Here is a 22,629-nt window from a genome sequence, read left to right as displayed (position 1 = left end):
AGGACTGTGCCTTTTTTGCTTGAACATCCCCAAAATCAATCTTTATAATAGGTTATCTGACGTTTCACCGTTTTAACTACTTTGCCTTTATAAAGGATATCCCATAATAACCAGTTGCCGTGCTTGTCGTAGAATTTATACCTGCTCACTGTTTGTGTAATTTTACCATCGGGTGTTAAATCCTCGTGCGCTACAAAACCACCTACGTATCGCGCGTCCGTAGCTGATGAATCTTTTTGAATGATCACATTGTTGTGATTATCATATATATAAGAAATTTTAAGAGTTAAGGTATTTTGGGGGTCATATGTCTCTTCGGTGATTTTGCGGCCAAGGGCATCCATTTTGTATTTTATCGTTTCTGTCAGTTTACCATCTTCTCCATACAACAAAGATTCAATAATATGCTCTTGTTTGTCATAATGGTTAGCGCATTGTAGGATGCGGACCCCTTGCGTATTTATATAAAAGGCCTGGAGCAAGCCTTGCTTGTTATAAACCGTAATTCCGGAATAATTATACTCCTCTAACTGTCCTTGCTTATTTGTTTTGTATGTCGAACTGTCTAATAACTTCCCATTAATATCTTTTTCGGTCAATTGCCGACCTTCTCCATCGTAGCTGTAAAACAAACCGAACCTTGGTTGTTTAACTTTAACAGAATCAACATAAAGGAAGCTTTCTATTTTACCATCGGTCCTGTAATTGCGTGTTTCACAGTATTGCCATCCTCTATTTATGTTAATGCCGGTTTGCGGCGATGGATAGTAATAGCTACTACATGATTTTACTTTGCCTTTAAGGTTTGCTGCTTTTACATCGTTTTGATATTTAAAGCCGCCATTACTTTCAAAACCTACCAGAATGTAAAGTATAAGGGAAATAAAAACTGTAAAAAATAGGGTTGTTAACTTTTTCATATGAAGGTTTGGCACAACAATATATGAAATTCAACGCACGTGCGCAAATATCGTCAACAAGAGCGCTCTTAGTAAATATCGAGTAAATGCCGCCCATCCTCTGCTATTGTCGTAAGGGATTGTTGGTTATTGCACTACGCCATCTGTTAATGAACAAACAAATTAAGTTATGTAATGGTTGCGATACACTTGCACGGCGATGGGGTAACGATATCATATAATTTTAATAGTATTATATTTATCAGCTTTAAAAAACATTATCGTAGTTAATGTTATTTTTAATATGCAGGTCAATAAAACTACATGAAAAAATATCTGCGTTTAATAAGCGCCATTGTCTTTTCACTGATTACAACAGTTGGGGCGCAGTCCGGGCAGCGGGTAAATCATATATTATCAACAACGGCTGCACCGCAGATTATTGTTGGCGATGTATCAGGCGTCATTTCGGCCTGTGCTGGTACCGCGTCTGTAAGCCCGGCTATTCAACAATTCCCGGTTTCGGCAAGTGGTTTGTCTGCTGATGTAACGGTTACTGCTCCCAATAATTTTGAGATTTCGCATCTTGCCGACGGAACTTATGGCAACAGTATAATACTTACCCAAAACTCAGGACTGATCTCCAATATAGTGGTTTATGTGCGTTCATCGGCGCAGGCGGCGGTAGGTAATATATCCGGAGATGTTGCGCTAAGCTCGGGTTCAGTTAAGCAAACGGCAAGGGTAACAGGCTATATCACTGCGCTGCCTGTGGTTAATCCGGTCGCCAATCAAACCAAACAAAACGGACAACTTACAGACGCCGTTAATTTTACCGGAACAGCAGGCCGCTACGCGTGGACAAATGACAATACAACTATTGGTTTAGCCCCCAACGGTACCGGGAACATCGGCAAATTCACTGCAGTAAATGCAGGCACTGCTGCTGTTACGGCTAATATTATGGTTAGCCCGGTGCCTACAAACTATGCCTATGCGCCTAACGCCTTATTAAATTCGGTTTTGCTAATAAATACCATTAACAACAAAGCAGAGCAGATTATCACTGAAGGGATACCGGAACATTCAAACCCGTTGCGGGTAGTGCTGAGCCCCGATAAAAGCCTGCTTTATGTGGCCAATCCTGGCTCAAATACAATATCTGTAATCAGTACCGCTACCAATAAGGTACTTACTGCTTTTGCCGCAGGGGTTAACCCAACCGGTATGGTAATAAGCCCCGATGGCAACAGGCTGTATGTTACAGGTGGCACATCTAACCGGTTAAGCGTTATCGATGCCGGTGGTACACACGGCATTGTAAAAACAGTTGCAACCGGCCTCAACCCTAATGATATGGTCATCAGTGCCGATGGTAAAAAACTATACATCATTAACACTGGTTCAAATGCGGTTCAGTTTTATGATATCGCCACCAATTTCTTCGAATATGGTTTAGTTACCGGTACAACCCCAAACAGTATCACCATAAGCCCGGATAACAAGAAGCTATATATAGCCAATTATAATTCACATGATATAGCGGTTGTGGATATTGCAGGCAGATTTGTTGCCTATAAAATTGACGTTGCAACGCCGGCTGGGGGCATTGCCATAAGTCCGGACGGAAACAGGTTGTATGTTTCAAATACAACAGTAAAAAAGGTTACCGTTATCAACACCCTAACCAATAACATACTAACTACCGTAGATGTTGGCGATAGCCCGGCCGGTATTACCATTAACAGCGATGGAAGCAAGGTTTACGTGGTTAATTCACTTTCAGCTCATATATCGGTTATAGATGCGGCTACCAATACGACTACACAGCAGATCCCTGTGCAAGCCGGCGGGAACTTTATGACAATATTCAGTGATAATTTATGCGGCGGTTTGCCGGTGCAATTTACTATTACTGTTGATCCCCCGGCAACGCCTCCTGAAACTCCAGGTGATATCATTATTCCCAATAGCTTTTCGCCCAATGGCGACGGCAGAAATGACCTGTGGGAGATAAAAAATTTAAACGCTTACCCTCATAATACGGTTGAAGTATTCAACAGGAACGGGCAAAGGCTGTTCAGATCAATTGGTTACAGTATTGCCTGGGATGGTACTTTTAAGGGACAGCCTGTTCCGCAGGCTACCTATTATTATATTGTTAATCTTAAAAATGGTAGCAAGTCGTTGTCGGGGAGTGTTACCATCGTCAGATAATCCGGGTCGGGGGCTAAAAAAGAAATAAAAAAAGAAAGGTGAATGATAAAGTATTTATCATTCACCTTTCTTGAACTATAGTTATTTTGCCTGCAGGCTGAAAAAGTTAAAAATCCTGGTCTGTTCAGAAAATCTTTTTACTGTTTTGCCCCATTGAATTAAGGAAAATAGCACATTTCTTATATCACGCCAATGCTATACATTCTACCGATATTAAAATACCACCAGGAAATGGCATTACCTGCGGGGCCCTGCGTGCGGGTGGGTTTTCGAAAAAAAATTCGCTATAAACTTTATTAATAATGGCAAAGCTGGTATCCTGGCCGGTAACCATAAAAATGGTGGTTTTTACAATTTTATCAATGCTGCTGCCTGCTTCTTCAAGTATGATTTTAATGTTTTTGAATGCCTGGTAAGCTTGTTCTTCATAGCTATCGCTGACGAGTTTACCGGTTAGCGGGTCGACGCCCGCAGTTCCCGAAACAAAAATTAAACCGGCGGCAATTACAGCCTGTGGTATTACCATATTGCTGCGTGGGATTTTTGTTGTATTAAAACTTGTTTTTTGCGACATACTGATAAGATTTTTGGTTGTATTTATTGATATAAATATAAAAATATAGACGGCTATATTTAATTAGGCCGGTATTTTTATTTTTCAGCCTGATARCACCACCCGACAGGCTGGCCATAGGCGGAGCTGAAATTTATAATTACAGCTTCACCGGTATATATATTCATAAAGGTAAACCGTAACAGATATCCTGGTTAAACCTGGGGCATTAACATCAATGCCCGCCGGGAAGGATATTGGTTTCATTATCAGTTTGCCCGGGCTTTGCTTCAGCACCCGGATTGCCCGGAAAATTAACCTGGATCTCTTTTTGCCCTTGCGGTATTTCTATACCTTCTTTATCAAACGCTATATAAACAGCACGCATCACGCTGCTTTTTAAGCTTAACCACTTTGAAATTTCTGCAGCCCAAAACCAGGCCCTGAATTCAATGGCGGTATCGCTAAAATTATACAGAAAAACAGATGGGGCGGGAGTTTTCATGATATCGCCATGACTCTGTATAATAGCATTAAGGATACTTTCAACCTTCATCACATCTGATCCGTAAGCAACCCGGATAATAAGCTCAACACGGCGGTTGTTATTGCTTAAGGTCCAGTTTATTACATGCTGCGATATCAGGTCGCCATTAGGTACAATAAGTTCTGATCCATCGCCGCACTCTATCTTGCTCGATCGGATACCTATCTCTTTAATAGTTCCGGATTTACCGCTTACCTCTATAATATCACCCACCTGTACAGGTTTTTCAAAGGCCAGTATGATCCCCGATACCAGGTTATTTACTATGTTTTGTAAACCAAAGCCAATACCTACGCCTAATGCGCCTATAATAATGGTTACCCTATCCATAGGGATACCTGCAGCTGTAATGGCTATAAAAAAGCCAAGCACAAAAATTGTTAACCTGATAAGCAATATAGACGACCTGGTTTTTTTAGCCTGGGGTGTAAGTTTGGTTTGTTGGCCTGCAAAATCATAAAAGTAGCTAATCACCCGGGCTAACAGACCAGAGAGCCAGATTACCATGATAAATACCAATATGCTGCGAAAAGTGAAAGCAGTACTGCTCACCTGGTGAGGAGAGTTTAAAAAATCGTTAGCCTGGTCATACAAATAATCATCTATAGTTAGGTTTTTAGCTAAAGCAACTAACCATAATATGGCTATGATTTTAACAAGAAAACCCTTTGATTTCTGTTGCAATTCTTTAAAGTCGAGATAAGAGATTATTCTATTATCAGCTTTTTTGTTGCCTTCTAATTGTAAAAACAAGCTTTCCATGAGTATCTGCAACAGTAAGTAAAAGCCCATTGCCAGGCAAAGGTTTAATGTGGCCGTACCCCCAATTATTTTGGCCAGGCTAAACCTTCCGGTAATATTTAACAGGATAGAAAACCCATGCAACGCTATAAACACTTTTAAAATGGGCAGCATATAAGGTGGATATGTATCTACAGCGGTTTTTAATTGCTTGAGCAGCCTTAATGAGTAATAAATTATAAAACCCGATAACAGCAACAAAATTATCCTATCGGCATAAGTGATAACTACCATTAGGCTGCTGATACAAAAAACAACAGCGGCAATAAACAATACGCCCCAAAACTTAAATAAAGGCTTAGGCCAGTTGTTTTTTATTAACAGGCCAATGCTCCCCATCATTATCAAAAGCATGGTATGTGCAAACGCTTGTGGGGGGTGATCATACAGGTAAGGCGCTATTACGCTAAAAACGGTTAGCGTTGATAGATATGGATATTTTACTATATAATTTGTTTGATCAAAAATACTGTTGTGCCCGGTATTGATGCGGGTGATTTTTTTGCGGCTGCTGTAGATCCATATAAAAAAGGCTGTTAAAATAAACAGGTTGCCCAGGTGCCCCGCGTAATTGGATTTGTTGGTGGCGAAATAAACGAACAACAGGTGATTTAAACGAATGGTTTTAGCAACCGCTACATCTAACGCGGCCAGGCTGTTAATTTTATAAGGGTTCCATATAAAGCCATATTCATTGGTTAGGGCTTTAATGGTAAATTCGTGGATCTTCAGGTCTATCCTATCGTCCAGATCTATCAGTAAAATAGATAAGGCGGATACCCTGTTTTCTAAAAGTCCGATCCTGATCATTGATTTTTCGGCATTGTTATCGAGGCTTTTCCACTTTACGTCCAGGTTCTGCACCTGCATAAAGCTCTTCACCCTTAAGCTGCTGTCGGCGGGTACGGTACGTAAAATGGTATCGGCTTTAAAATCAGATACTTTGGTGCGAATATCATCCAGTTGGTTATTATAAACTGTTATCTGGTCTTCCCAGGAGTTCATCTGGTCTTTAAGGTGATCAATCATATCCCTTATGGTAACAAGGTTTCCCAACGTGGATGATTTATCAATGGCATTGCGCATTAAGGCCATGCGTTTTTCTAAAGGGGGCAGTTGCTGGCTAATTTCTAAAGTATCAAATCCGCGTAACAGATCGGAGTTGGTTTCGACATAGGAGGTAGTGTAATCTTCAATTTTACCAAGCAATATATTTACAGAGCCTTTTGAACTTTTGAAAGAACGGATCACCGAATCCCTTCGCAAAACCTTCGCTCTCAAAGAGTCTCTCATTGACAGGTGCACCCTCTTTTTTTTTACCTGGGCAAAACAGTCCTGGCTTAAGGTTAATGCCTGTACCAAAATTGAAAAAATACAGATGAGTTTAAGTAGATTTCGCATGATCAATTATACGTAATAGTTGGGGTTTATATTATTGGAGCTGAAATTGTTTTATATTAAGCCTATTAAATAATTTCACATAAATAAATATAATGTAACCGACGATCAAATTAGCAGCTTTTATTTAAATCCGCTTTAATTATCTAAATTAGAAAAACATAAACAGGCAAGAAAACATGGAGATCATAGCAAAAATTTTAATTGGACTTGTTGCAATTGAACATTTATATATCCTTTATATGGAAATGTTTGCCTGGGAAACACTTGGCCGCAAAACATTCAAAGGAGCTATGCCCGATAATTTGTTTAGCCCAACAAAAGGACTTGCTGCTAACCAGGGCTTGTATAATGGTTTCTTATCAGCAGGTTTAATCTGGACCTTTTTTATTACTGATAAATTATGGGCATTTAATATCAGCGTGTTTTTTTTAAGCTGTGTAATTACAGCCGGGCTTTACGGAGCGCTTACAGCAAGCAAAAAAATATTTTTTACACAGGCATTGCCCGCAATTGTCGCCGTTGTTTTTGTGTTGCTTGGTAAGTAAGTTGCAAATCAGCCAATGCAAATTCCATTTTAAATAAAAAAGCCCGCCTCAAAGTTTTGAAGCGGGCTTTTTTTATAATAGACTTTTAATTAATTTACTGCACCTGGTGTAGTATATGGCAATACTTGTGGGTTAAAATTAGCCCATCCTGCACTCCAGTCTGTTGCACCAAAAGCACCGCGGTAATCAACCTTCTCAAAGAAGGTATCAGCGCTGATTTTAGCGTTTGTAAACAAAGCGCCGGTTGCTGCTGCCGAACCTGCTTTTACTGTAAATATTGGTGTACCGGCCTTAGCAAAATCTGATGAATATTTGAAAGGATCGGTAATTACCGCATCTGCATATAATAATGCATCAAATGTGTTTTGAGCGCGAAGCGTGGCTTCAAAAATAGTTTTATTTGTACCTGCAGCTGTAACGGTACCTTTAACTTCGTTAGTTTTAGCATTGCTGCCGTAAATTAAATTGTTTTGGAAAACCAAACGGCCTGCAGTAAAGTTTGTTGAGGTTGAATTAGGAGTGGTTACTTTGGAGTCATCAATATAAATGCCTTCTACAAAACCTGCAAATACTGAGTTGAATATGCTTTCGGCAGAGTTACGACGAATTTGAGCTGCATGCAGATAGTTAGCATTGATGCCTGAAGCGCCTGAAGCAGAAATAGGACCCAACAATGTCATGTTTGAAAAGATAGCCGAGGTTTGCGGAGTTTTATCAGATCCGTTTGCATCGTTATCAGATTCAAAAGCGTTTGAGCCAGAAACATCGGCAATGGTAGGGTAACGTTGTGATAAGCCAAACTGAACTTTTCCTGAGAAACCAAAGTCGGTATCAAAATCATCATCCAAACCGCCAATAGCTAATAAGTGTTTGGCATTTACTGTACCGCCAAACCACTCGTATGAATCATCACCAGCGCGGTAAACTTCAATATAATCAAGTGTTGTGCCCGAACCTACACCACCCATAGTAAGACCATTGATCTCGTTATCCGGTGAAAAAGGGATCCCTCCATATTCAATACGAACATACTTTAATGAACCTGAGTTATCATTGGCTACAGTACCGCCGTATTGGATGTATTTGGCCGGATTGCCTTTATCATCCAATCCACCTTCAATACCTACATTATCGCCCTGGTTAACCGGAGCTTTACCTAATATGATAATGCCGCCCCAGTCGCCCGCATAACGTGTGCCTGCAGCAAATGATGAAGTAAATACAATTGGTTTAGATGCAGTACCTTCGGCCATAATTTTTGCGCCGCGGGTTATTATCAAAGTACCTTTGGTAATCTTCTCGCCTTTTATAATAGTTCCGGGCTCAATAGTTAAAGTAGCTCCATCAGTTACGTAAACAAAGCCTTTTAATAAATATATTTTATCGGCTTTCCAGGTAGTGTTTACATTGATATCGCCAGATACATTTACTGTTGTACTTATCTTTGTTGTATCTGTTACAGGCGGGTCAATTGTAGCTTCTTTTTTGCTACATGCCGAAGCCAATAATGCAACAGCCAGCGCTAAATATAATCCTTGTTTTTTCATAATAATTTTGTGTTCGATTAAAACTAATGAGTTATTGTTAATTTGGTTTTTTGTTTAGAAAGTATAATTGAAGGTTAAAGAGTAGGTAGCACCCGGCGTAAATCTTTTAAAGGTATTACCTGTGCCACCTTTGGGGTTTTTATCCTTATCAAAGTAGAAAGTGTCATTTTGATTAAGCAGGTCGGTGCCATTGAATTTGATCTCGCCTTTATTTTTCAGCACTTTGTAACCCAGCTGAAAGTCGATCACATCTCTTGGAGCTTCGTAAATACTTGGGAAATTTTGGCCGCCGGCAAAAAAGATCCTTTTACCCAGGCGGTTGTATAAAAGGTTAAATGATAAGGTATTATTGAAAGCGTTATGCTGGAAACCGGCATTGATCACGTACGGTGATTGCCCAACCAATGGCCTGTTTGGTTCCAACAGATTGGGGTTATCCGAATTTTGAATTTTTGATTTTGTTACCGCTAAATTAGCGTAAAGCGTACTGTTTTTAAAGAATCCCGACTCGTTGATAAAATCAAGCGACTTCCTGGCTTCCAGCTCGGCGCCATAAACATAGGCCGATTTGGAATTAAAATATGATATGGTTGTTGATGAGTTTACATCATCAATACTGGGTTCAATAGCGTTAGTGAACTTTTTATAGAAAGCCGACACCGAAAATATCTGCCCTGCGGATGGGTAAAACTCATAGCGCAGATCGGCATTATCAATCAGGGTTCTTTTTAAGTTGGGGTTACCCTGTTGGGTTGCCAGCAATTCATAGTCATAATAGGCAAACGGAGCAAGTTCCCTGAATTCCGGACGGGCCAGTGTACGGTAATAGGAGGCCCTTAAATTGGCTTTTGCTGTTAAAGCATATGTAAAGTTTACCGATGGTAAAAAATCGGTATTATTCAATTCGGCCTGGGGCTGGATTTTATCCGGATCTTTGGTGCTTAAGCTCAGGTCAAATTTTTCGACCCTTAAACCATAAACCACCCTGATTTTATCACTCAGCTTATTATCCAGCATGGCATAAGCAGCGTTTGTATAACTATGCGCGTTATACCTGTCGTTATAATTTGCTATCTCATCCAGCTTGAATGCGCCTGAGTTGATTGCGTTTTGACCAAACAATGTTGCAATAGGGCGCATGCGGATATCACTTGAACCATCAATAATGGTTACGCCCAAAAATCGCGCATCAAAAGTACGGTCGCGGTATTGTGATGAAACTCCAATTTTAAAATTGCTGGTTTGATTAAACAACTTTACAGGCAATTTAAAATCAACCTTGCCCGAGTAAATGTTTTCATCCAGTTTCGAGAAAAACCGTGCATTTTCTTTACCTAAGCTGGTAATGCTGGCAACAAACGGATCACCCGCCGCATTTTGAACATAATTTACCTTGCGCTGATCGGGCTGATCATTCAGTACTTTACTATAACCCAGGCTCCAGTCTAATTTAGCATTACCGGTACCTAATTTATGATCGCCATCAAGTGTTGATTTTAACAGCGATTTTTGGGTAAGATCATAGGTATAAAACCGGTTATCAAAACTGCTGGTTGAAGTATTTGATCCCGTACGATAAGTAAATATATCGTCGAAGATTCTGTTGTAAACGTTTTTGAAGGTAATTTTATTTTTACCGAAACTATAGGCAAAGTTGGCCAGCACACCTACGTTGGTCGAAAACTTATACTGATCTTCAGTATAATCGAAGTTATTATACTGCCTTACAAGGCCTGGGGTGGTAGTTTCGGCATTGCGGTAGGTTAATGCGATGGTAGTACCAAAACGATTTTTGTTTTCGCCAATTTCCTTAACATTACCTAAAGTAAACTGGTAGTTTTGGCCTAAAAACGCTTTTTTGTTATAAATAGTAAAGTTGTTATTTAATGAGCTGATAGATTGCAGATTTTGTTTTGCAGTTAAACCCGGGGGGGTAACAACCTGATCGGTTGTGGGAAAATTTTTCACCAACTCGCGGGCTCCGCCGTCAAAAGCAAAATAATCGCTTGTATTACGGTAGCCGCTTTTAAAATTCTTAAATGCACTTTGGGTGTTATAGCTATAGCCCAAACCAAGGGTTATAAAATTTTGATCTGGAATATCTTTTGTTATTATCTGGATGTTACCGCCTGCAAAATCGGCAGGGATATCGGGCGTGGCCGTTTTGCTGATAACTATGTTTTCTATCAGGCTGGCAGGTACAATATCAAAAGAGAAAGCCTTACGGTTGGGCTCGGTACTTGGCAGTGGCGTGCCATCTAAAGAAGCGGTGTTATACCTATCGCTAAGCCCCCTTACAATCACAAATTTATTGTCCTGTATGGTAGTACCGCTTACACGCTTTAAAACATCGCCTGTACTTCTGTCTGGCGATTTTTTGATAAGCTCTGATGATATACCATCGGATATAGAGGCGCTGTTTTTCTGAACCGCATAAAGTGCCGCTGCCGAGGCTTTACGGTAAGTGGCCGTTACCACAACTTCTTTCAGCGCATTGGTGGCGGCGTCTTGCATCACTACATCAAGATTGGTAACCGCACCGTCTTTAACTTCAATATCAGAAATGGATTTGCTTTGATAACCAATGTATCTTACGATTATGGTGTATTTTCCCGCTTGTAATCCGGATAGCACATAGCGGCCATCAACATTGGTTGACGCCCCCTTTGTTGAACCCTGAATTCCAACTGATGCACCGATAAGTGTTTCGCTTGTTTTTTGGTCTATTACCTTACCGGCAATTTTACCGGTACCCTGGGCATGTAATAAACTTGTATAAAATGCCGATAATATAAAAAGAAGTAATAATTTTTTCACGTGCTAATTTTAGTCAGCTGCAAAACTACCCGCCTCGTGTTAAGTGAATGTTAATATAAAATTACCATATCGAATATCTTAGATGTTAGATTTGATATTAAGTTAATCGCTCATCAAATCTTCATAATCCGTTGTTTCCTTTGCGGAAATGCTTAAAGGAAATTAATTGATTTAGGGTATTACAGATAAGTTTTATTTAATGGCTAATCACAAAAAAGAAGAGTTTACCTCTACAGATCAGCATATTTCATTAGTAGCGAAAGCAATGTCGCATCCGGCGCGGATTGCTATTCTGCGCATTTTGGCCAAACATCCTAACTTTACTACGGGAGAAATTGTTGAATTATTGCCATTAGCCCAGCCAACAGTTTCACATCACCTGAAAGAATTAATTGCATCAGACCTGATCATTGCATCCAATGAAGGTAAAAAGTCTATCTACCAGGTAAACTGGCAAAGCTGGACCAGCTACACCGGGGTTTTTGACAACCTGCTGGACATGATGCAAAAAAAATAATGCGTATTCTTTAAACCAGGCACATCCGGCCTGTATCGCTATAATTGTTACTGTATCGAGGCAAAATGCAGGCTTAGTAGCGGGATAGATTTGCTTCCGTTTTGTAATGGTGACGGCTTTGGTAATTTGCGTTAATTTATTTTTCTTATATATTGCAATGTTGCTTTAAAGCAACATTAATTTAATGTTAAGTTAAATGCCGTACGCAAAATCAGCCTTATCAAAATTCGATGCCGGTGATAACGAACTGTCAACTTTCGCAAAAGCTTTGGCTTTGCCTATAAGGATAGCCATTATCAGGACGATTGTTGAGCATGGGAATAGTATATCAAAGGACATGATATACACACTTCCCCATAATCCCGACATAATCAGCAGGCATATCTCTGAATTAAGAACGTTAAAAATCATCAGGCAAACCGGGATAAAGGGAAATATCATATATAATATTGACGAAGACCTTTTTAGCCGGATGTCGGCCATGTTTTCCATCCTTTTTAAAACAATTGATGATTTGCGGCCGCTTATTGAAAATACAGCCGAAAAAAAGGATGGTGAAAAACCGCCTGTATTCGAGAACTTTGGTGCATTTATTCACTTCCACCGGATGGATTTAAACATGTCTCAGGAAGTTTTTTCAAAAAAACTTGGCATCGACCGGGCAGACCTTAGCCGTATTGAGCGCGGCAGGAAAACCCTGGACGCCGATAAATTAAAACTGCTATCCAACGCTCTTTATATCGACCTGCCCACTTTGAAAAAAGAATACTACAGCCACCAGATAAACGAACTGGCCAACGAAAGCGGCTTGAAAGTTATTATTACGGCAGACAAACCAGTTATGGCAGATTATTAAACCCGGTAATACCAACCACAGGCTGATCAATCCAACAGCGGGACCGAGATCTTACTCCGATATTTTTGTACAATCCCGCCGGGCAGATTCAGTTTTTCTCCCGGTTTTTGTATTTTTAACCGGGAATATACACAAGTCGCTGATTAGTGTGGTTGCATGGGCGTACGTAGCATGCAGGCCACAAGCCGGGGATGCTTGCGACAGCGGGTAAACATCGCGGTTTCCAAAGCACAAAGCCCGACAGGTGCTAATAAGTTTAATCAAAATAATATTGGTATTCCAATTATAACGACAGAATTTAATCAAAAATCAAAATAGAAACAATGAGGACAATCAACAAAAACAATCCTCCGGGTACTTCAGCGATACAGGTGTTTCTAAGTGCAATAAATTTTAAACTGCCAGCTGGCTTTTTAGATTTTTTTAAAGATACCGATGGTGCGGAAATTGTTGGTGAGAACGAATATTATGATTTATGGCGACTAACTGATATGATTCAGCTCAATAAAGATTATGAGGTGGATGAGTATGCAGGCGGATTTTTTGTGTTTGGCTCAGATGGTGGTGATACCGCTTATTGTATTGAAAAGTCGACTGGTTTTATATTCGATATGCCCTTTATTGGTATGGCGAACGAAGAAGCAATATTTAAGTTTGATAATTTTAACGAATTATTGGAAAGTGTTTAATCTCATTGACTATAATTTCCTCAGCTGGCGCACGCATACGCCACTGATAGGTAAACATAATCGCCGTTAATTTTCCACTTCCTGATTTGGGTCTCCTTTCCAACTTTCAACTATTTGCCATCTCCGTCTAAGATATTCACTTGACATAAAAATAGCAGGCTTTTTTTTGAATCTTTTTACAGGCCCCCAAAACATATTTGAATTTGAAATTCGTAATGCACTTTCAAAAGCATAAGGGCCGTAAACTACAACAGTCAGCCAGTATTTTTTTGATGTAGAGATTTCGAAATAACAGAGTGTGGAGTCCCACTTGGTGACTTTTCCGGCTACTGCATAAACGCGGACCAACCCGCCCATATGTCTGGAAGCAGAATGAACGGTAGGTTTAATAATACTATAGTGCTGTGCATAGCAAAAATTAAATCCGATAATATTCAAAGCAATAAGTAGAAAAGATCTTCGCATGACGATGGTTATAATTTGGATTTGCGGAATAGATTTTCATAAACATAAACATTTCTCAGATAAATAAAGAAACTGGTTCTATTACCAACTTTCGCTGCCGCAGACCACCCCACTGATAGGAAAACATAATGCTGGTCAGCTATTTAAGCCCGGATGTATCAAGTTCATCCGGGCTTTTTTGTACTTGGATCAACTAATTGAGATGATTAATTTTAACGGAATCATTGTAGCTTTATACAAGTACTATAACTATGTTTGACTTTCGCAAACGACTATAGTTGTATTAAATAATCCGGACACACGCAGCGCGCGTGCCGCCAGCTTGGGAAATAGAATACACTACTCAATTTATTTGAAGATGAAAAATGTTATTTATTACCTATTCGTGGTTGTAATTTTAGTGTTATTCCTAATTAAAACCATTGATAAATCATAAAATCCATCCATTCTTTTCATATTTCTTTTTTTTATATTTTTTATTTATGCTACTGCTTAAATATACTGTGAGTATGAAATATAGGGAGGTGTTTAATTATCTATACGGGCTTGTATTATTAATCATTGTATTGGTTTTTAGGGGGATTTATTTATAAATATAAGCCATTCGGGTTGTCCATAGCTTCTAACAGAAAGCTATCCAAAACAATTCACTATAAGTAATAAAATATTATATGATCAAAAAAATTTATTTCCCAATTCTTTTTGTAATTGAGCTTGTTATAATATACTTCCTATCGGGACCAATTATTGAAAATCCCGATCATAGCCTAAATATATTTGGAAGTAGGCTTCAATTAGTATGCTTTGTACTTACACTCATTATTTGTTACGTTGTGGGTCCCAAATACCAGAAGCCAACAGCAATCGGGTTGATGTTTTTATATATCGTATTTTTAATTATGGCGAGGAAGTTAAATTTTTTATAGTGTAGAAAGCAAATCCCGGATATACGTTTCATCCGGGATTTTGTATTTTTAACGTATGAGCTGCAATTATAAATTCAGAAATCCGGCAGGATTATATCTTGTAAGTTTTGCAACCTTTTTTGGATAGATGTTTTTGTAAGGCTGTAATATTTTGATTGCCTGACATGGTGCTGTCCTAAATGCATGGCGCATACTTAGCATGCGGGTCACAGGGCAAGAGCTTTGCGATAGCGGGGGCTAATTATCGTCGGGAGGAGTTGGTTTTTGTTGGAGGTTTCAGTGGATTTATCACCGGTAAAAAGTTGTTGGAGACAACTCCAACAACGGCTAAAGATATTTCCCAATCATTGTACCAGTATATCTTCAATGGTATAGCGATACTCACTATCAATTAGCTTAACGTTGCAGACCATGGTAAGATCGCTTCTTTTATGATCATACCATAATGGAAAGTCTATATCGCAATTTGTATCTGTGTTTCTATATAATCGCATCAAACTAAATGCAGAATCTGGAAAATCGGTAATAATCCCAGGATAGTCTTCTATACCTTCTTTAACTTCGCGCTCCGTTAGTCTTTTTCCATAATCTCGCTCGTGTACTTTTTGATAATTTCCATCTATGAAATCAGTAACAATACTTTTAATGACATTTTGAATATCTGATTGTTTCATTTTTCTATCGTCCTGGAATTCTTGTTACCGTTTTCATATTGACACCAATTGATTTAAAGTATCCGTCTTATGCCGTTGTTGGTGTTCTCCGCCGCCTCAGCCGCACACCTATGGAGACAACTCCAACAACGGTGGAGGTTGCCGATTTTAAATCAAGCGGCAACGATTAATATCAAAGGACCAGGTCAGATTTTTTCACCCAAGCTTTGGAAGCGGATTTCTTAAGATATTGTACATAACAGTAATCGTTCTTTTCCGATAAAATGGAAACCAGGTCACCTTGTAAAAAATACCCTTTCTTTTGGGCTGTAGGCGTGCCTTCAGAAAAAGTCACAGCCTTCTTAGCCTTAACTATGCTAAATTTATGATAAGACACCAGTTTATCCAGCGTTAAGAAAATACCACTTTTAAAGTCAACCATCATTTGACATGAACCTGATTCTTCCAGGTGAATTTCTATTGACCCTCTGTGTCCATTTTTTCCCTGATGAAAAGCCAGCGTGCCTTCAGACGAAACGCCATCGAGACCATAAGGAAAAGCCTTGATCGGATATTTGCCATTATTGTCAGCAATACCCTGACCGCAGATAAAAAGTGTGCAACTAAAATTACCTTCTGCTGCATCGATTACGCCTGTAAATGCCTTCGTAGTTGTATCCACTGAAAGCTTCATTAAATCGTAATCACCAGATACCATGGCATTCGATTTCGCTTTTTGTTGTGCGTTTGCAGTGAGGGTGAAAAAAATAAAAATAGCCGCAACTATGCGAATAGTGTAGTTCATATTTATATATTTATTTGTAATGGGATCTGTAAGCAAATATGCAAGTTTAACATCTGTTATCTTTAGTAGTTAGTTCTTACTACGACATCCTACTTACCTTTCACTATTTTTGCCAAGGTAGCAATTGAAAATCTAATCCGCCGCTGCTTTGCTGATCTACCCCAGAAAATTTATTCCGCCCTTGTTGGTGTTCCCCGTCGCCTTAGCCGCACTTTGTTGGAGTTGTCTCCATAGGTGTTCGGAAGATTACTACCAGTGAAAAAGGCGATCTGAACTATATGAAATTATTAGTTGATGCAGGGGCAAAAGTAGATACTGTAAATGAGTACGGGAGTAGTCCGTTAGAGTTTGCAGTTGACGCAGCTGATATATACAGACGTCCGGAGATCGTCCTTTATTTGATAAATAAAGGAGCCGGATTCCAGAAAGTGCTTTATAAGACCATAGATGGCCAAAATAAATATATTACGGATGGCATGCGAGATTGGCATTTTGAATTGGGTTCAGCAGAATATAAAAAGAAAATGCAAATTGTTGACTTCCTGAAAAGGAATGGGATGGATTATAGGTCAACAAAAATACCAGAAGAAGATTTAGATAACTATTCCAAAGCGTATTTAGAAAAATATTAACATATTTATATCAATTGAAATGTACTACAAGTTTTTCATTGTCACGTATTTACTGCCCGTTTTATTTTTTTTAAAGGCAGATTGTCAATTTGATAAGAATACGATAAATACTTAGCATGCGGGTCACAAGGCTGAAGCCCTGCGACAGCGGGGGAGGTACCGGTAAAACCGGCACATGTACCACAAGCTCGTGTAACTTATGATGTGAGAAAGATGGCTACTGCTCAACCTGTTGCGTTGCTTAACTAATCAGCATTATTCCGGCAGGTTAAACAACCCTGCCGGATATTTCTATTCCTATGAAAAAAAAAGTTTTAATTTTGTTTTTTATGTTAACGGGGTATTACGCCCAGGGACAGCATAAGAATTTGCCGAGGCCAATACAGGGAAGTATAGTAAACGATTCGTTGAAAGCGGATTCGGTATCATTGACAACAGGCGTTATCGCTCCTAAATATTTTGAACAAAAAAAAATTTCGGCACCTGTAATAAATGGCGGATTTAGGCTGAACAATTCAGGCTCATATCCACAAATGTACCGGGCTTTATTTGCCAGTGACAGGAACATGCGGGTATGGCGCTGGGGAGTGATATTTGTAGATAAATCTACAACCCGTATGCAACTGGATTATTTAAAGGACGAATGCATTCAGGTGGGTGGTACTACAGCTGCTGAATTTCAGGATAAATTTATTCCTTTTATGCTTGGTAAAGGATATGACTGTTCCATGAACTTTTTCTATGAGTTATCATCAAATGAAGACACCGTTTTTGAATTGAAATTGATGGAATATGTCCATAAAAACCCATCGTCTTACGTAGCGCTTTGGGGCCTCATCGAACGTTTTAGCCTGTTCGGTCATACCGTGTTAAGGGAGAATATATTAAACTCATTTGCGCAAAACATAAAACGCTCGCAAATCTGGAAAATGCTTCGAACTGATCTTGAGCAGGCGCCCATAAAAGAAAATTCCAGGTTCCCCGATATGTCGCTCAAAACGGCTCAACTTGAGGCCGGTCACCTAAAAATACCTAAAGCCAAATACGTTTTTATCGATTATTGGTTCAGCCGGTGCAGGCCTTGCCTGGATACCATTCCCTATCTGAAAAAAATATATTCACTTTATCATGACCGTGGATTTGAAATCGTCAGTATATCTACCGATAAAACAAAAGATGTTACCATATGGCAACGCAGAATTAAAGAATATGGACTTATCTGGCCGCAGTATTTGGATGAAAACGCTGTTAATGCTAACAAGCTGTCGGTTAATGTTTTTCCAACTACTTTTCTGTTAGATGAAAATGGTACCATGATCAAGCGGAATATTCCCCCGGCCGAGCTGGAAAAGTTTTTAAATGATAAACTGAAATAGCAGATTAGTGTAGATTCGCCGTTTTACTTGAAGTTTAAACTTTCTCTTTAGATCGGTCGGCGTTACCGGTTAATACATGTTATTTTTTTAATGCTCTGATCTATCTGCTCTCCGAAGTCTTTCCGTTGTTCGAATGTTCCTATTCTCCGAAGTCTTTCCGCTGTTCGAATGTCTCCGACTTCGAACGACTATGCCTGTAGTTTAAAATTACGGTATGTATAGCAATTAGCACCGGGCCACGAGGCCGGAACCAATGGCCAAAGTTAGGTAAAAGGCAGGTTGTAATTTGGTCCCCGAACGGTGCATTATAAGGTGTACTTAATAGTTTGGAAGGATAGTTTTAAGTACATGAATTTTTCTGTATAAAAGTGGTATTTTTCTGAATTTAGTTGTGTATTTGTACCACAAAGTTTGATTTTTTTGAAGTGTAAATCGCTGGTTTTCAATAATGTTTTTGGTATTGGCAGGTTATAGTTAATTGCCTGCTGACAAGATCCTGTCAGTGTTCCGGATACTCCTAAAAAAGCGGCACCTACCTCCACATCTGCCTAAAATCCTTTCTTCCGGGTAATTCCCGGCTTCCTGCTTTTCTTATTATCGCCAATAGCGCCAACACCTTCAGCGCCGTAGCTGCGGGCCATTTTGGCTATGCGCTCTTCCATGGTTTCGGTGGTAAGGCGTTCGCGGCCCAGGCTGTCAACCATAATGGGGAAGGCAAATGGGGTAGGTCGCTCAATGGTTTTCAGGATAATGGTTTGGGTACCAATGCGCTGCAAAGCCGCCCTCAGCCTGAATTCTTCCAGCTGGAAGGCCAGCGCTTCGTTATAGGCCTGCCGCACCAGCAGGTTATCCGGCTCGTACTCGGTAAACACCTCAAACAGCAGCGAGGTTGATGCCTGTAAATGCTTGTTCTTCACCGGCTGACCGGGGTAGCCTGTAAACACCAACCCTCCTATATGCGCTATATCCCTGAAACGCCTGCGGGCCATCTCGTTGGCGTTTAGGCTATGCTGGATATCGTCGAGTAGGTTGTCTATCGAGAAGAAGCTGGCATCCTCCAGTACCTGCTCAATGGGCACATCTTCATCGGTAAGTAGCTCAAAGCCATAGTCATTCATAGCGATAGAGAAACTGGCTGGCTTTATTTTACTGATGCGATAGGCCAGCAGCGATGCCATGCCCTCGTGTACCAACCGCCCCTCAAAAGGATAAAATAGCAGGTGGTGCCCCTCCCGCGATTTGAAGGATTCGATCAAAAATTCATGGCTCTGCGGCAGGAGGGATAACTCCTGTTGTAGTTTGAACAGCGGTTTAAGCGCGATAACTTCTATATCCTTTTCGATACCATGCGCCACCTCATCAAGCTTATCCCGGAACACAGCTGATAGCTGGGACGATAGAGGCATCCGCCCGCCATTCCAGCTGGGGATAATGCCTTTGGTAGAATTTGATTTTTTTACATAGGCTGTCATTTCCTTTACCCGGATAAATTCCAGGCTTCGACCAGCGAACCAGAACGTATTGCCCGGTTTCAGTTTTGATACCAAGGATTCCTCAATAGTACCCAGACTGCCGCCGCTGAGCCATTTTACCCGGATGCTCAACTCGCTGGTAATGGTGCCTATACTTAACCTATGTCGCATAGCCACCCGGCGATTGTTTACTTTATATAGGCCGTCCACAATCTCCACCTTTAAAAACTCATCATACTGCGCCAGGGTTTTGCCGCCGGTTGTTATAAAATCCAATAGCTGACCAAACTCGTTTCGGGAGAGGTCGGCAAAGGCGTAGGTGCCTTTTACTTCCTTAAACAGGTCTTCGGCCGTGAAGCCATCCGATACCGCCAGCGTAACCATATACTGGATCAGCACATCCATGGTAAGCAGCATGGGGTCGCGGCTTTCAAAAATTCCTTTCCTGATAGCCTGCTTTAAAGCCGCGCCTTCCAATAGCTCAAGCGAATGAGTTGGCACAAAGTATGCCCTCGAGACCGCGCCGGGGTGGTGACCGCTTCGCCCGGCACGCTGCATAAAACGGGCAACACCTTTCGGGCTACCCACCTGCACAACGGTATCTACAGGGCGAAAATCAACCCCAAGATCAAGGCTCGAAGTACATACAACTACTTTCAGAGCTTCGGCATGCAGTGCCTGCTCCACCCAATTGCGTAGCTCGTTATCCAGCGAACCATGGTGCATAGCCATAATGCCGGCATACTCCGGGTAATTATCCAAAATGGCATGGTACCAGATCTCGGATTGCGAACGGGTATTGGTGAATATGAGTGTTGTTTTACTGCGGGCCACAATCTCCATTACCTGTGGCAATAGTTTTAAGCCGATATGCCCGGCCCATGAATAATTCTCCACGTTATCCGGTATGATGGATTTAATCTCCAGTTTCTTTTCCCGGTTGGCCCGTACCATTTTGATCTTTTCCGGGGGGAAATCATTACCTAACAAAACTTCTGCGGCCTGCTCTAAGTTGCCAATAGTAGCACTGATACCCCAGATACGGAGTTGGCGGTTTGCAGTTTTACCCGGGGGCTCATTTTCCATCACAGCTAACTGAGAACTGCCAACTGAAGCAAGGCCCTTTAGGCGGGATAAGCCCAACTCTACCTGTACGCCTCGTTTAGTTCCCAGTAATTCATGCCACTCATCAATCACCACCACCTGCAGGTTGCCGAACATTTTGGGATATTCTTTTTGGGCCAGCATCAGATGCAGGCTTTCGGGTGTGGTAAGCAGTACTTCGGGTAGTTTTTTCTTGAGGGCGGCTTTTTCAGCAGCCGAGGTATCACCGGTTCGGGTGGCAATTTGCCAGGGCAGGCCCATCTCATTGCAGGCCTCCTGCATGGCTTTGCGGATATCGTTGGTTAAGGCGCGCAGCGGGGTTATCCACAGCATGAATAAGCCGTTATTCTTTTGCGTGGTATAGGTATCGGGATGTTTATTTATAAAATCGGCCAGGAAAGGCAAAAACAACGCATAGGTTTTTCCGCTGCCGGTAGGCGCATTCAGCAAACCGGAGTAGCCGGCCAGGTATGCCGCTTCCATTTCCTGCTGAAACGGGAACTGATGCCAGTTTTTTTGCTTGTACCAATGCTGTATAACCTGCCGGCCTTTTTCTATCATGGTTTATTTTAACAAAGGAATAACACTTTAGTTGGATAATCAAAAAATTACCATCGGATAAAGGCGGCAATTAAATAAGCTCCTTTTTTAGAATCTATAAATCAAAAAAGGGATCAATGGCAGTTTGAAAATTTATTTCGGTCATTTAACTAATGCTTGGCCCCTGGATACTATCTTTTTGATATTTATAACGATTTTGCGTTAACTCGAATAATAATAGTGTTATTGACACTTATTTATGAGGTTCCCCAGCATCATAAATATTAAATTAAAGAATATAAGTATCCAGAAAATGAGTGTTTAAACTGTAAGTCTGTACGGTCTTGCATTTAGCCTGCCGGTATCAAAGCTAAGGCTAAATTATTAGTGTTTTAAACACAATTATTTCTGTGTTTTTGATTTGTAAATAAAAAATATTGCCTAAATTGCTCGCTATTATAACCTAAGTGTTGTTCTTGATATAGCTATAATTTCGGTATAGATAAAATTTGAAAGATGTGTAATTCACTGAAATTATGGTCTGTCGTCTAATAAACCCGTTATTAATTGGTGTTTAATAAGTTTACTTGTTAGCTGTCAGTAACTGCACATGCAGAATTAAGATGTTTTCCTGTTTTGTAAATGTGCAAAGCAATGATGTTTTATATCATATAAAATGAAGGAGTTGCGTGACCTTTCGGATAATGAATTAATCGAGCTTTTCGAACAGGATAATATTGCCGCCTTTGAAGAAATTTATAATAGATATTGGCTTAAATTATATGCTGCCGCCTATAAGCGACTTAAAGAACGAGAACCCGCAAAAGAAATAGTACAGGATTTTTTTACCGGTTTTTGGATCAACAGAACTCAGGTTAAAATACATTCCTCACTCCAGGGATATTTGTTTACTTCAATAAGATATTTAGTATTAAACTATAAAAGAGCAGAAGCGGTAAGAAATACTTACAGCGAATTATTTCTGTTGATGAACGATAGCTTTGATAACTCCACAGAAGAAAACTTCAGGTATAAGGAGTTAAAAGAAAGGGTTGATATAGAAGTAAATCAATTACCTACCAAATGTCGCTTTGTTTTTGAACTAAGCCGGAACCAGTATAAAACCAATAAGGAAATAGCCCAACTTTTAAATATTTCCGAAAAAACCGTCGAAAATCATCTCACCAAGGCGTTAAGGTATTTAAGGGTTAACCTTAATAGCTTAATTCTCTTTGTCCTTTTCTTTTTGCGCCACTAACCGCTTTTT

The 22,629-nt window shown here is 40.2% G+C and carries 17 protein-coding genes; 8 read left to right on the top strand and 9 right to left on the bottom strand.

Annotated features, from left to right (window positions below):
- Positions 1-35: 35 nt before the first annotated feature.
- On the bottom strand, positions 36-920 hold the full coding sequence (locus AC1DO4_RS10615; RefSeq protein ID WP_477415585.1) for a hypothetical protein: 885 nt from the start codon (positions 918-920) through the stop codon (positions 36-38).
- Between the two features lie 303 nt (positions 921-1,223).
- Here AC1DO4_RS10615 and AC1DO4_RS10610 point away from each other — a divergent pair, with 303 nt between their 5' ends.
- Complete coding sequence (locus AC1DO4_RS10610; protein WP_477415583.1) at positions 1,224-3,116, top strand: T9SS type B sorting domain-containing protein; 1,893 nt, start codon at positions 1,224-1,226, stop codon at positions 3,114-3,116.
- 184 nt (positions 3,117-3,300) lie between these two features.
- On the opposite strand, the gene AC1DO4_RS10605 is transcribed toward AC1DO4_RS10610, so the two are convergent.
- Together AC1DO4_RS10605 and AC1DO4_RS10600 are read right to left on the bottom strand one after the other, a co-directional pair.
- Positions 3,301-3,690, bottom strand: coding sequence for a RidA family protein (locus AC1DO4_RS10605; protein ID WP_477415581.1), 390 nt, complete (start codon positions 3,688-3,690; stop codon positions 3,301-3,303).
- Between the two features lie 214 nt (positions 3,691-3,904).
- Positions 3,905-6,418, bottom strand: a complete 2,514-nt coding sequence (locus tag AC1DO4_RS10600; protein WP_477415579.1) for a mechanosensitive ion channel family protein — start codon at positions 6,416-6,418, stop codon at positions 3,905-3,907.
- Between the two features lie 176 nt (positions 6,419-6,594).
- On the opposite strand from AC1DO4_RS10600, the gene AC1DO4_RS10595 reads away from it, so the two are divergent.
- Positions 6,595-6,963 (top strand): DUF1304 domain-containing protein, encoded by a 369-nt coding sequence (locus AC1DO4_RS10595; protein ID WP_477415577.1) that lies wholly within the window; start codon positions 6,595-6,597, stop codon positions 6,961-6,963.
- 89 nt (positions 6,964-7,052) lie between these two features.
- On the opposite strand, the gene AC1DO4_RS10590 is transcribed toward AC1DO4_RS10595, so the two are convergent.
- The gene (locus AC1DO4_RS10590) at positions 7,053-8,510 is read right to left on the bottom strand and encodes a hypothetical protein (protein WP_477415575.1); all 1,458 of its coding nucleotides are present in this window, start codon (positions 8,508-8,510) and stop codon (positions 7,053-7,055) included.
- A 54-nt stretch (positions 8,511-8,564) separates the two neighbouring features.
- Positions 8,565-11,327: a TonB-dependent receptor gene (locus AC1DO4_RS10585; protein WP_477415573.1), complete on the bottom strand. Its 2,763-nt coding sequence runs from the start codon at positions 11,325-11,327 to the stop codon at positions 8,565-8,567.
- A gap of 199 nt (positions 11,328-11,526) precedes the next feature.
- On the opposite strand from AC1DO4_RS10585, the gene AC1DO4_RS10580 reads away from it, so the two are divergent.
- From AC1DO4_RS10580 to AC1DO4_RS10570, 3 genes are all read left to right on the top strand, one after another.
- Positions 11,527-11,844: an ArsR/SmtB family transcription factor gene (locus tag AC1DO4_RS10580; protein ID WP_477415571.1), complete on the top strand. Its 318-nt coding sequence runs from the start codon at positions 11,527-11,529 to the stop codon at positions 11,842-11,844.
- A 196-nt stretch (positions 11,845-12,040) separates the two neighbouring features.
- Positions 12,041-12,700, top strand: a complete 660-nt coding sequence (locus tag AC1DO4_RS10575; RefSeq protein WP_477415569.1) for a helix-turn-helix domain-containing protein — start codon at positions 12,041-12,043, stop codon at positions 12,698-12,700.
- Positions 12,701-13,023: 323 nt separating this feature from the next.
- Positions 13,024-13,389 (top strand): SMI1/KNR4 family protein, encoded by a 366-nt coding sequence (locus tag AC1DO4_RS10570; protein ID WP_477415567.1) that lies wholly within the window; start codon positions 13,024-13,026, stop codon positions 13,387-13,389.
- Between the two features lie 66 nt (positions 13,390-13,455).
- Here the strand turns inward: AC1DO4_RS10570 and AC1DO4_RS10565 are convergent, their stop codons facing one another.
- From AC1DO4_RS10565 to AC1DO4_RS10555, 3 genes are all read right to left on the bottom strand, one after another.
- Complete coding sequence (locus AC1DO4_RS10565) at positions 13,456-13,854, bottom strand: hypothetical protein (RefSeq protein WP_477415565.1); 399 nt, start codon at positions 13,852-13,854, stop codon at positions 13,456-13,458.
- Between the two features lie 1,270 nt (positions 13,855-15,124).
- A complete protein-coding gene (locus AC1DO4_RS10560) occupies positions 15,125-15,454 on the bottom strand; it encodes a DUF7668 domain-containing protein (RefSeq protein WP_477415563.1) in 330 nt (109 codons plus the stop codon).
- A gap of 172 nt (positions 15,455-15,626) precedes the next feature.
- Entirely contained in the window at positions 15,627-16,238 is a 612-nt protein-coding gene (locus AC1DO4_RS10555) for a hypothetical protein (RefSeq protein WP_477415561.1), read from the bottom strand.
- A gap of 278 nt (positions 16,239-16,516) precedes the next feature.
- Between AC1DO4_RS10555 and AC1DO4_RS10550 the strand changes: the two genes are divergently transcribed.
- Positions 16,517-16,870 (top strand): hypothetical protein, encoded by a 354-nt coding sequence (locus tag AC1DO4_RS10550; RefSeq protein ID WP_477415559.1) that lies wholly within the window; start codon positions 16,517-16,519, stop codon positions 16,868-16,870.
- Positions 16,871-17,169: 299 nt separating this feature from the next.
- Positions 17,170-18,246, top strand: a complete 1,077-nt coding sequence (locus tag AC1DO4_RS10545; RefSeq protein ID WP_477415557.1) for a TlpA family protein disulfide reductase — start codon at positions 17,170-17,172, stop codon at positions 18,244-18,246.
- A gap of 548 nt (positions 18,247-18,794) precedes the next feature.
- Here the strand turns inward: AC1DO4_RS10545 and AC1DO4_RS10540 are convergent.
- On the bottom strand, positions 18,795-21,383 hold the full coding sequence (locus tag AC1DO4_RS10540; protein ID WP_477415555.1) for a ligase-associated DNA damage response DEXH box helicase: 2,589 nt from the start codon (positions 21,381-21,383) through the stop codon (positions 18,795-18,797).
- A 655-nt stretch (positions 21,384-22,038) separates the two neighbouring features.
- On the opposite strand from AC1DO4_RS10540, the gene AC1DO4_RS10535 reads away from it, so the two are divergent.
- Positions 22,039-22,620 (top strand): RNA polymerase sigma-70 factor, encoded by a 582-nt coding sequence (locus tag AC1DO4_RS10535; protein WP_477415553.1) that lies wholly within the window; start codon positions 22,039-22,041, stop codon positions 22,618-22,620.
- Positions 22,621-22,629 lie beyond the last annotated feature (9 nt).

It is taken from the genome of Mucilaginibacter sp. P5_A6, assembly GCF_056400585.1.
This window is presented reverse-complemented; position numbering and strand designations above follow the sequence as displayed.

Excerpts from the sequence above, each read along its gene's own strand:
- AC1DO4_RS10615 (WP_477415585.1), bottom strand. The coding sequence starts at position 920 with ATGAAAAAGTTAACAACCCTATTTTTTACAGTTTTTATTTCCCTTATA.
- AC1DO4_RS10610 (WP_477415583.1), top strand. The coding sequence starts at position 1,224 with ATGAAAAAATATCTGCGTTTAATAAGCGCCATTGTCTTTTCACTGATT.
- AC1DO4_RS10605 (WP_477415581.1), bottom strand. The coding sequence starts at position 3,690 with ATGTCGCAAAAAACAAGTTTTAATACAACAAAAATCCCACGCAGCAAT.
- AC1DO4_RS10600 (WP_477415579.1), bottom strand. The coding sequence starts at position 6,418 with ATGCGAAATCTACTTAAACTCATCTGTATTTTTTCAATTTTGGTACAG.
- AC1DO4_RS10595 (WP_477415577.1), top strand. The coding sequence starts at position 6,595 with ATGGAGATCATAGCAAAAATTTTAATTGGACTTGTTGCAATTGAACAT.
- AC1DO4_RS10590 (WP_477415575.1), bottom strand. The coding sequence starts at position 8,510 with ATGAAAAAACAAGGATTATATTTAGCGCTGGCTGTTGCATTATTGGCT.
- AC1DO4_RS10580 (WP_477415571.1), top strand. The coding sequence starts at position 11,527 with ATGGCTAATCACAAAAAAGAAGAGTTTACCTCTACAGATCAGCATATT.
- AC1DO4_RS10575 (WP_477415569.1), top strand. The coding sequence starts at position 12,041 with ATGCCGTACGCAAAATCAGCCTTATCAAAATTCGATGCCGGTGATAAC.
- AC1DO4_RS10570 (WP_477415567.1), top strand. The coding sequence starts at position 13,024 with ATGAGGACAATCAACAAAAACAATCCTCCGGGTACTTCAGCGATACAG.
- AC1DO4_RS10565 (WP_477415565.1), bottom strand. The coding sequence starts at position 13,854 with ATGCGAAGATCTTTTCTACTTATTGCTTTGAATATTATCGGATTTAAT.
- AC1DO4_RS10560 (WP_477415563.1), bottom strand. The coding sequence starts at position 15,454 with ATGAAACAATCAGATATTCAAAATGTCATTAAAAGTATTGTTACTGAT.
- AC1DO4_RS10555 (WP_477415561.1), bottom strand. The coding sequence starts at position 16,238 with ATGAACTACACTATTCGCATAGTTGCGGCTATTTTTATTTTTTTCACC.
- AC1DO4_RS10550 (WP_477415559.1), top strand. The coding sequence starts at position 16,517 with ATGAAATTATTAGTTGATGCAGGGGCAAAAGTAGATACTGTAAATGAG.
- AC1DO4_RS10545 (WP_477415557.1), top strand. The coding sequence starts at position 17,170 with ATGAAAAAAAAAGTTTTAATTTTGTTTTTTATGTTAACGGGGTATTAC.
- AC1DO4_RS10540 (WP_477415555.1), bottom strand. The coding sequence starts at position 21,383 with ATGATAGAAAAAGGCCGGCAGGTTATACAGCATTGGTACAAGCAAAAA.
- AC1DO4_RS10535 (WP_477415553.1), top strand. The coding sequence starts at position 22,039 with ATGAAGGAGTTGCGTGACCTTTCGGATAATGAATTAATCGAGCTTTTC.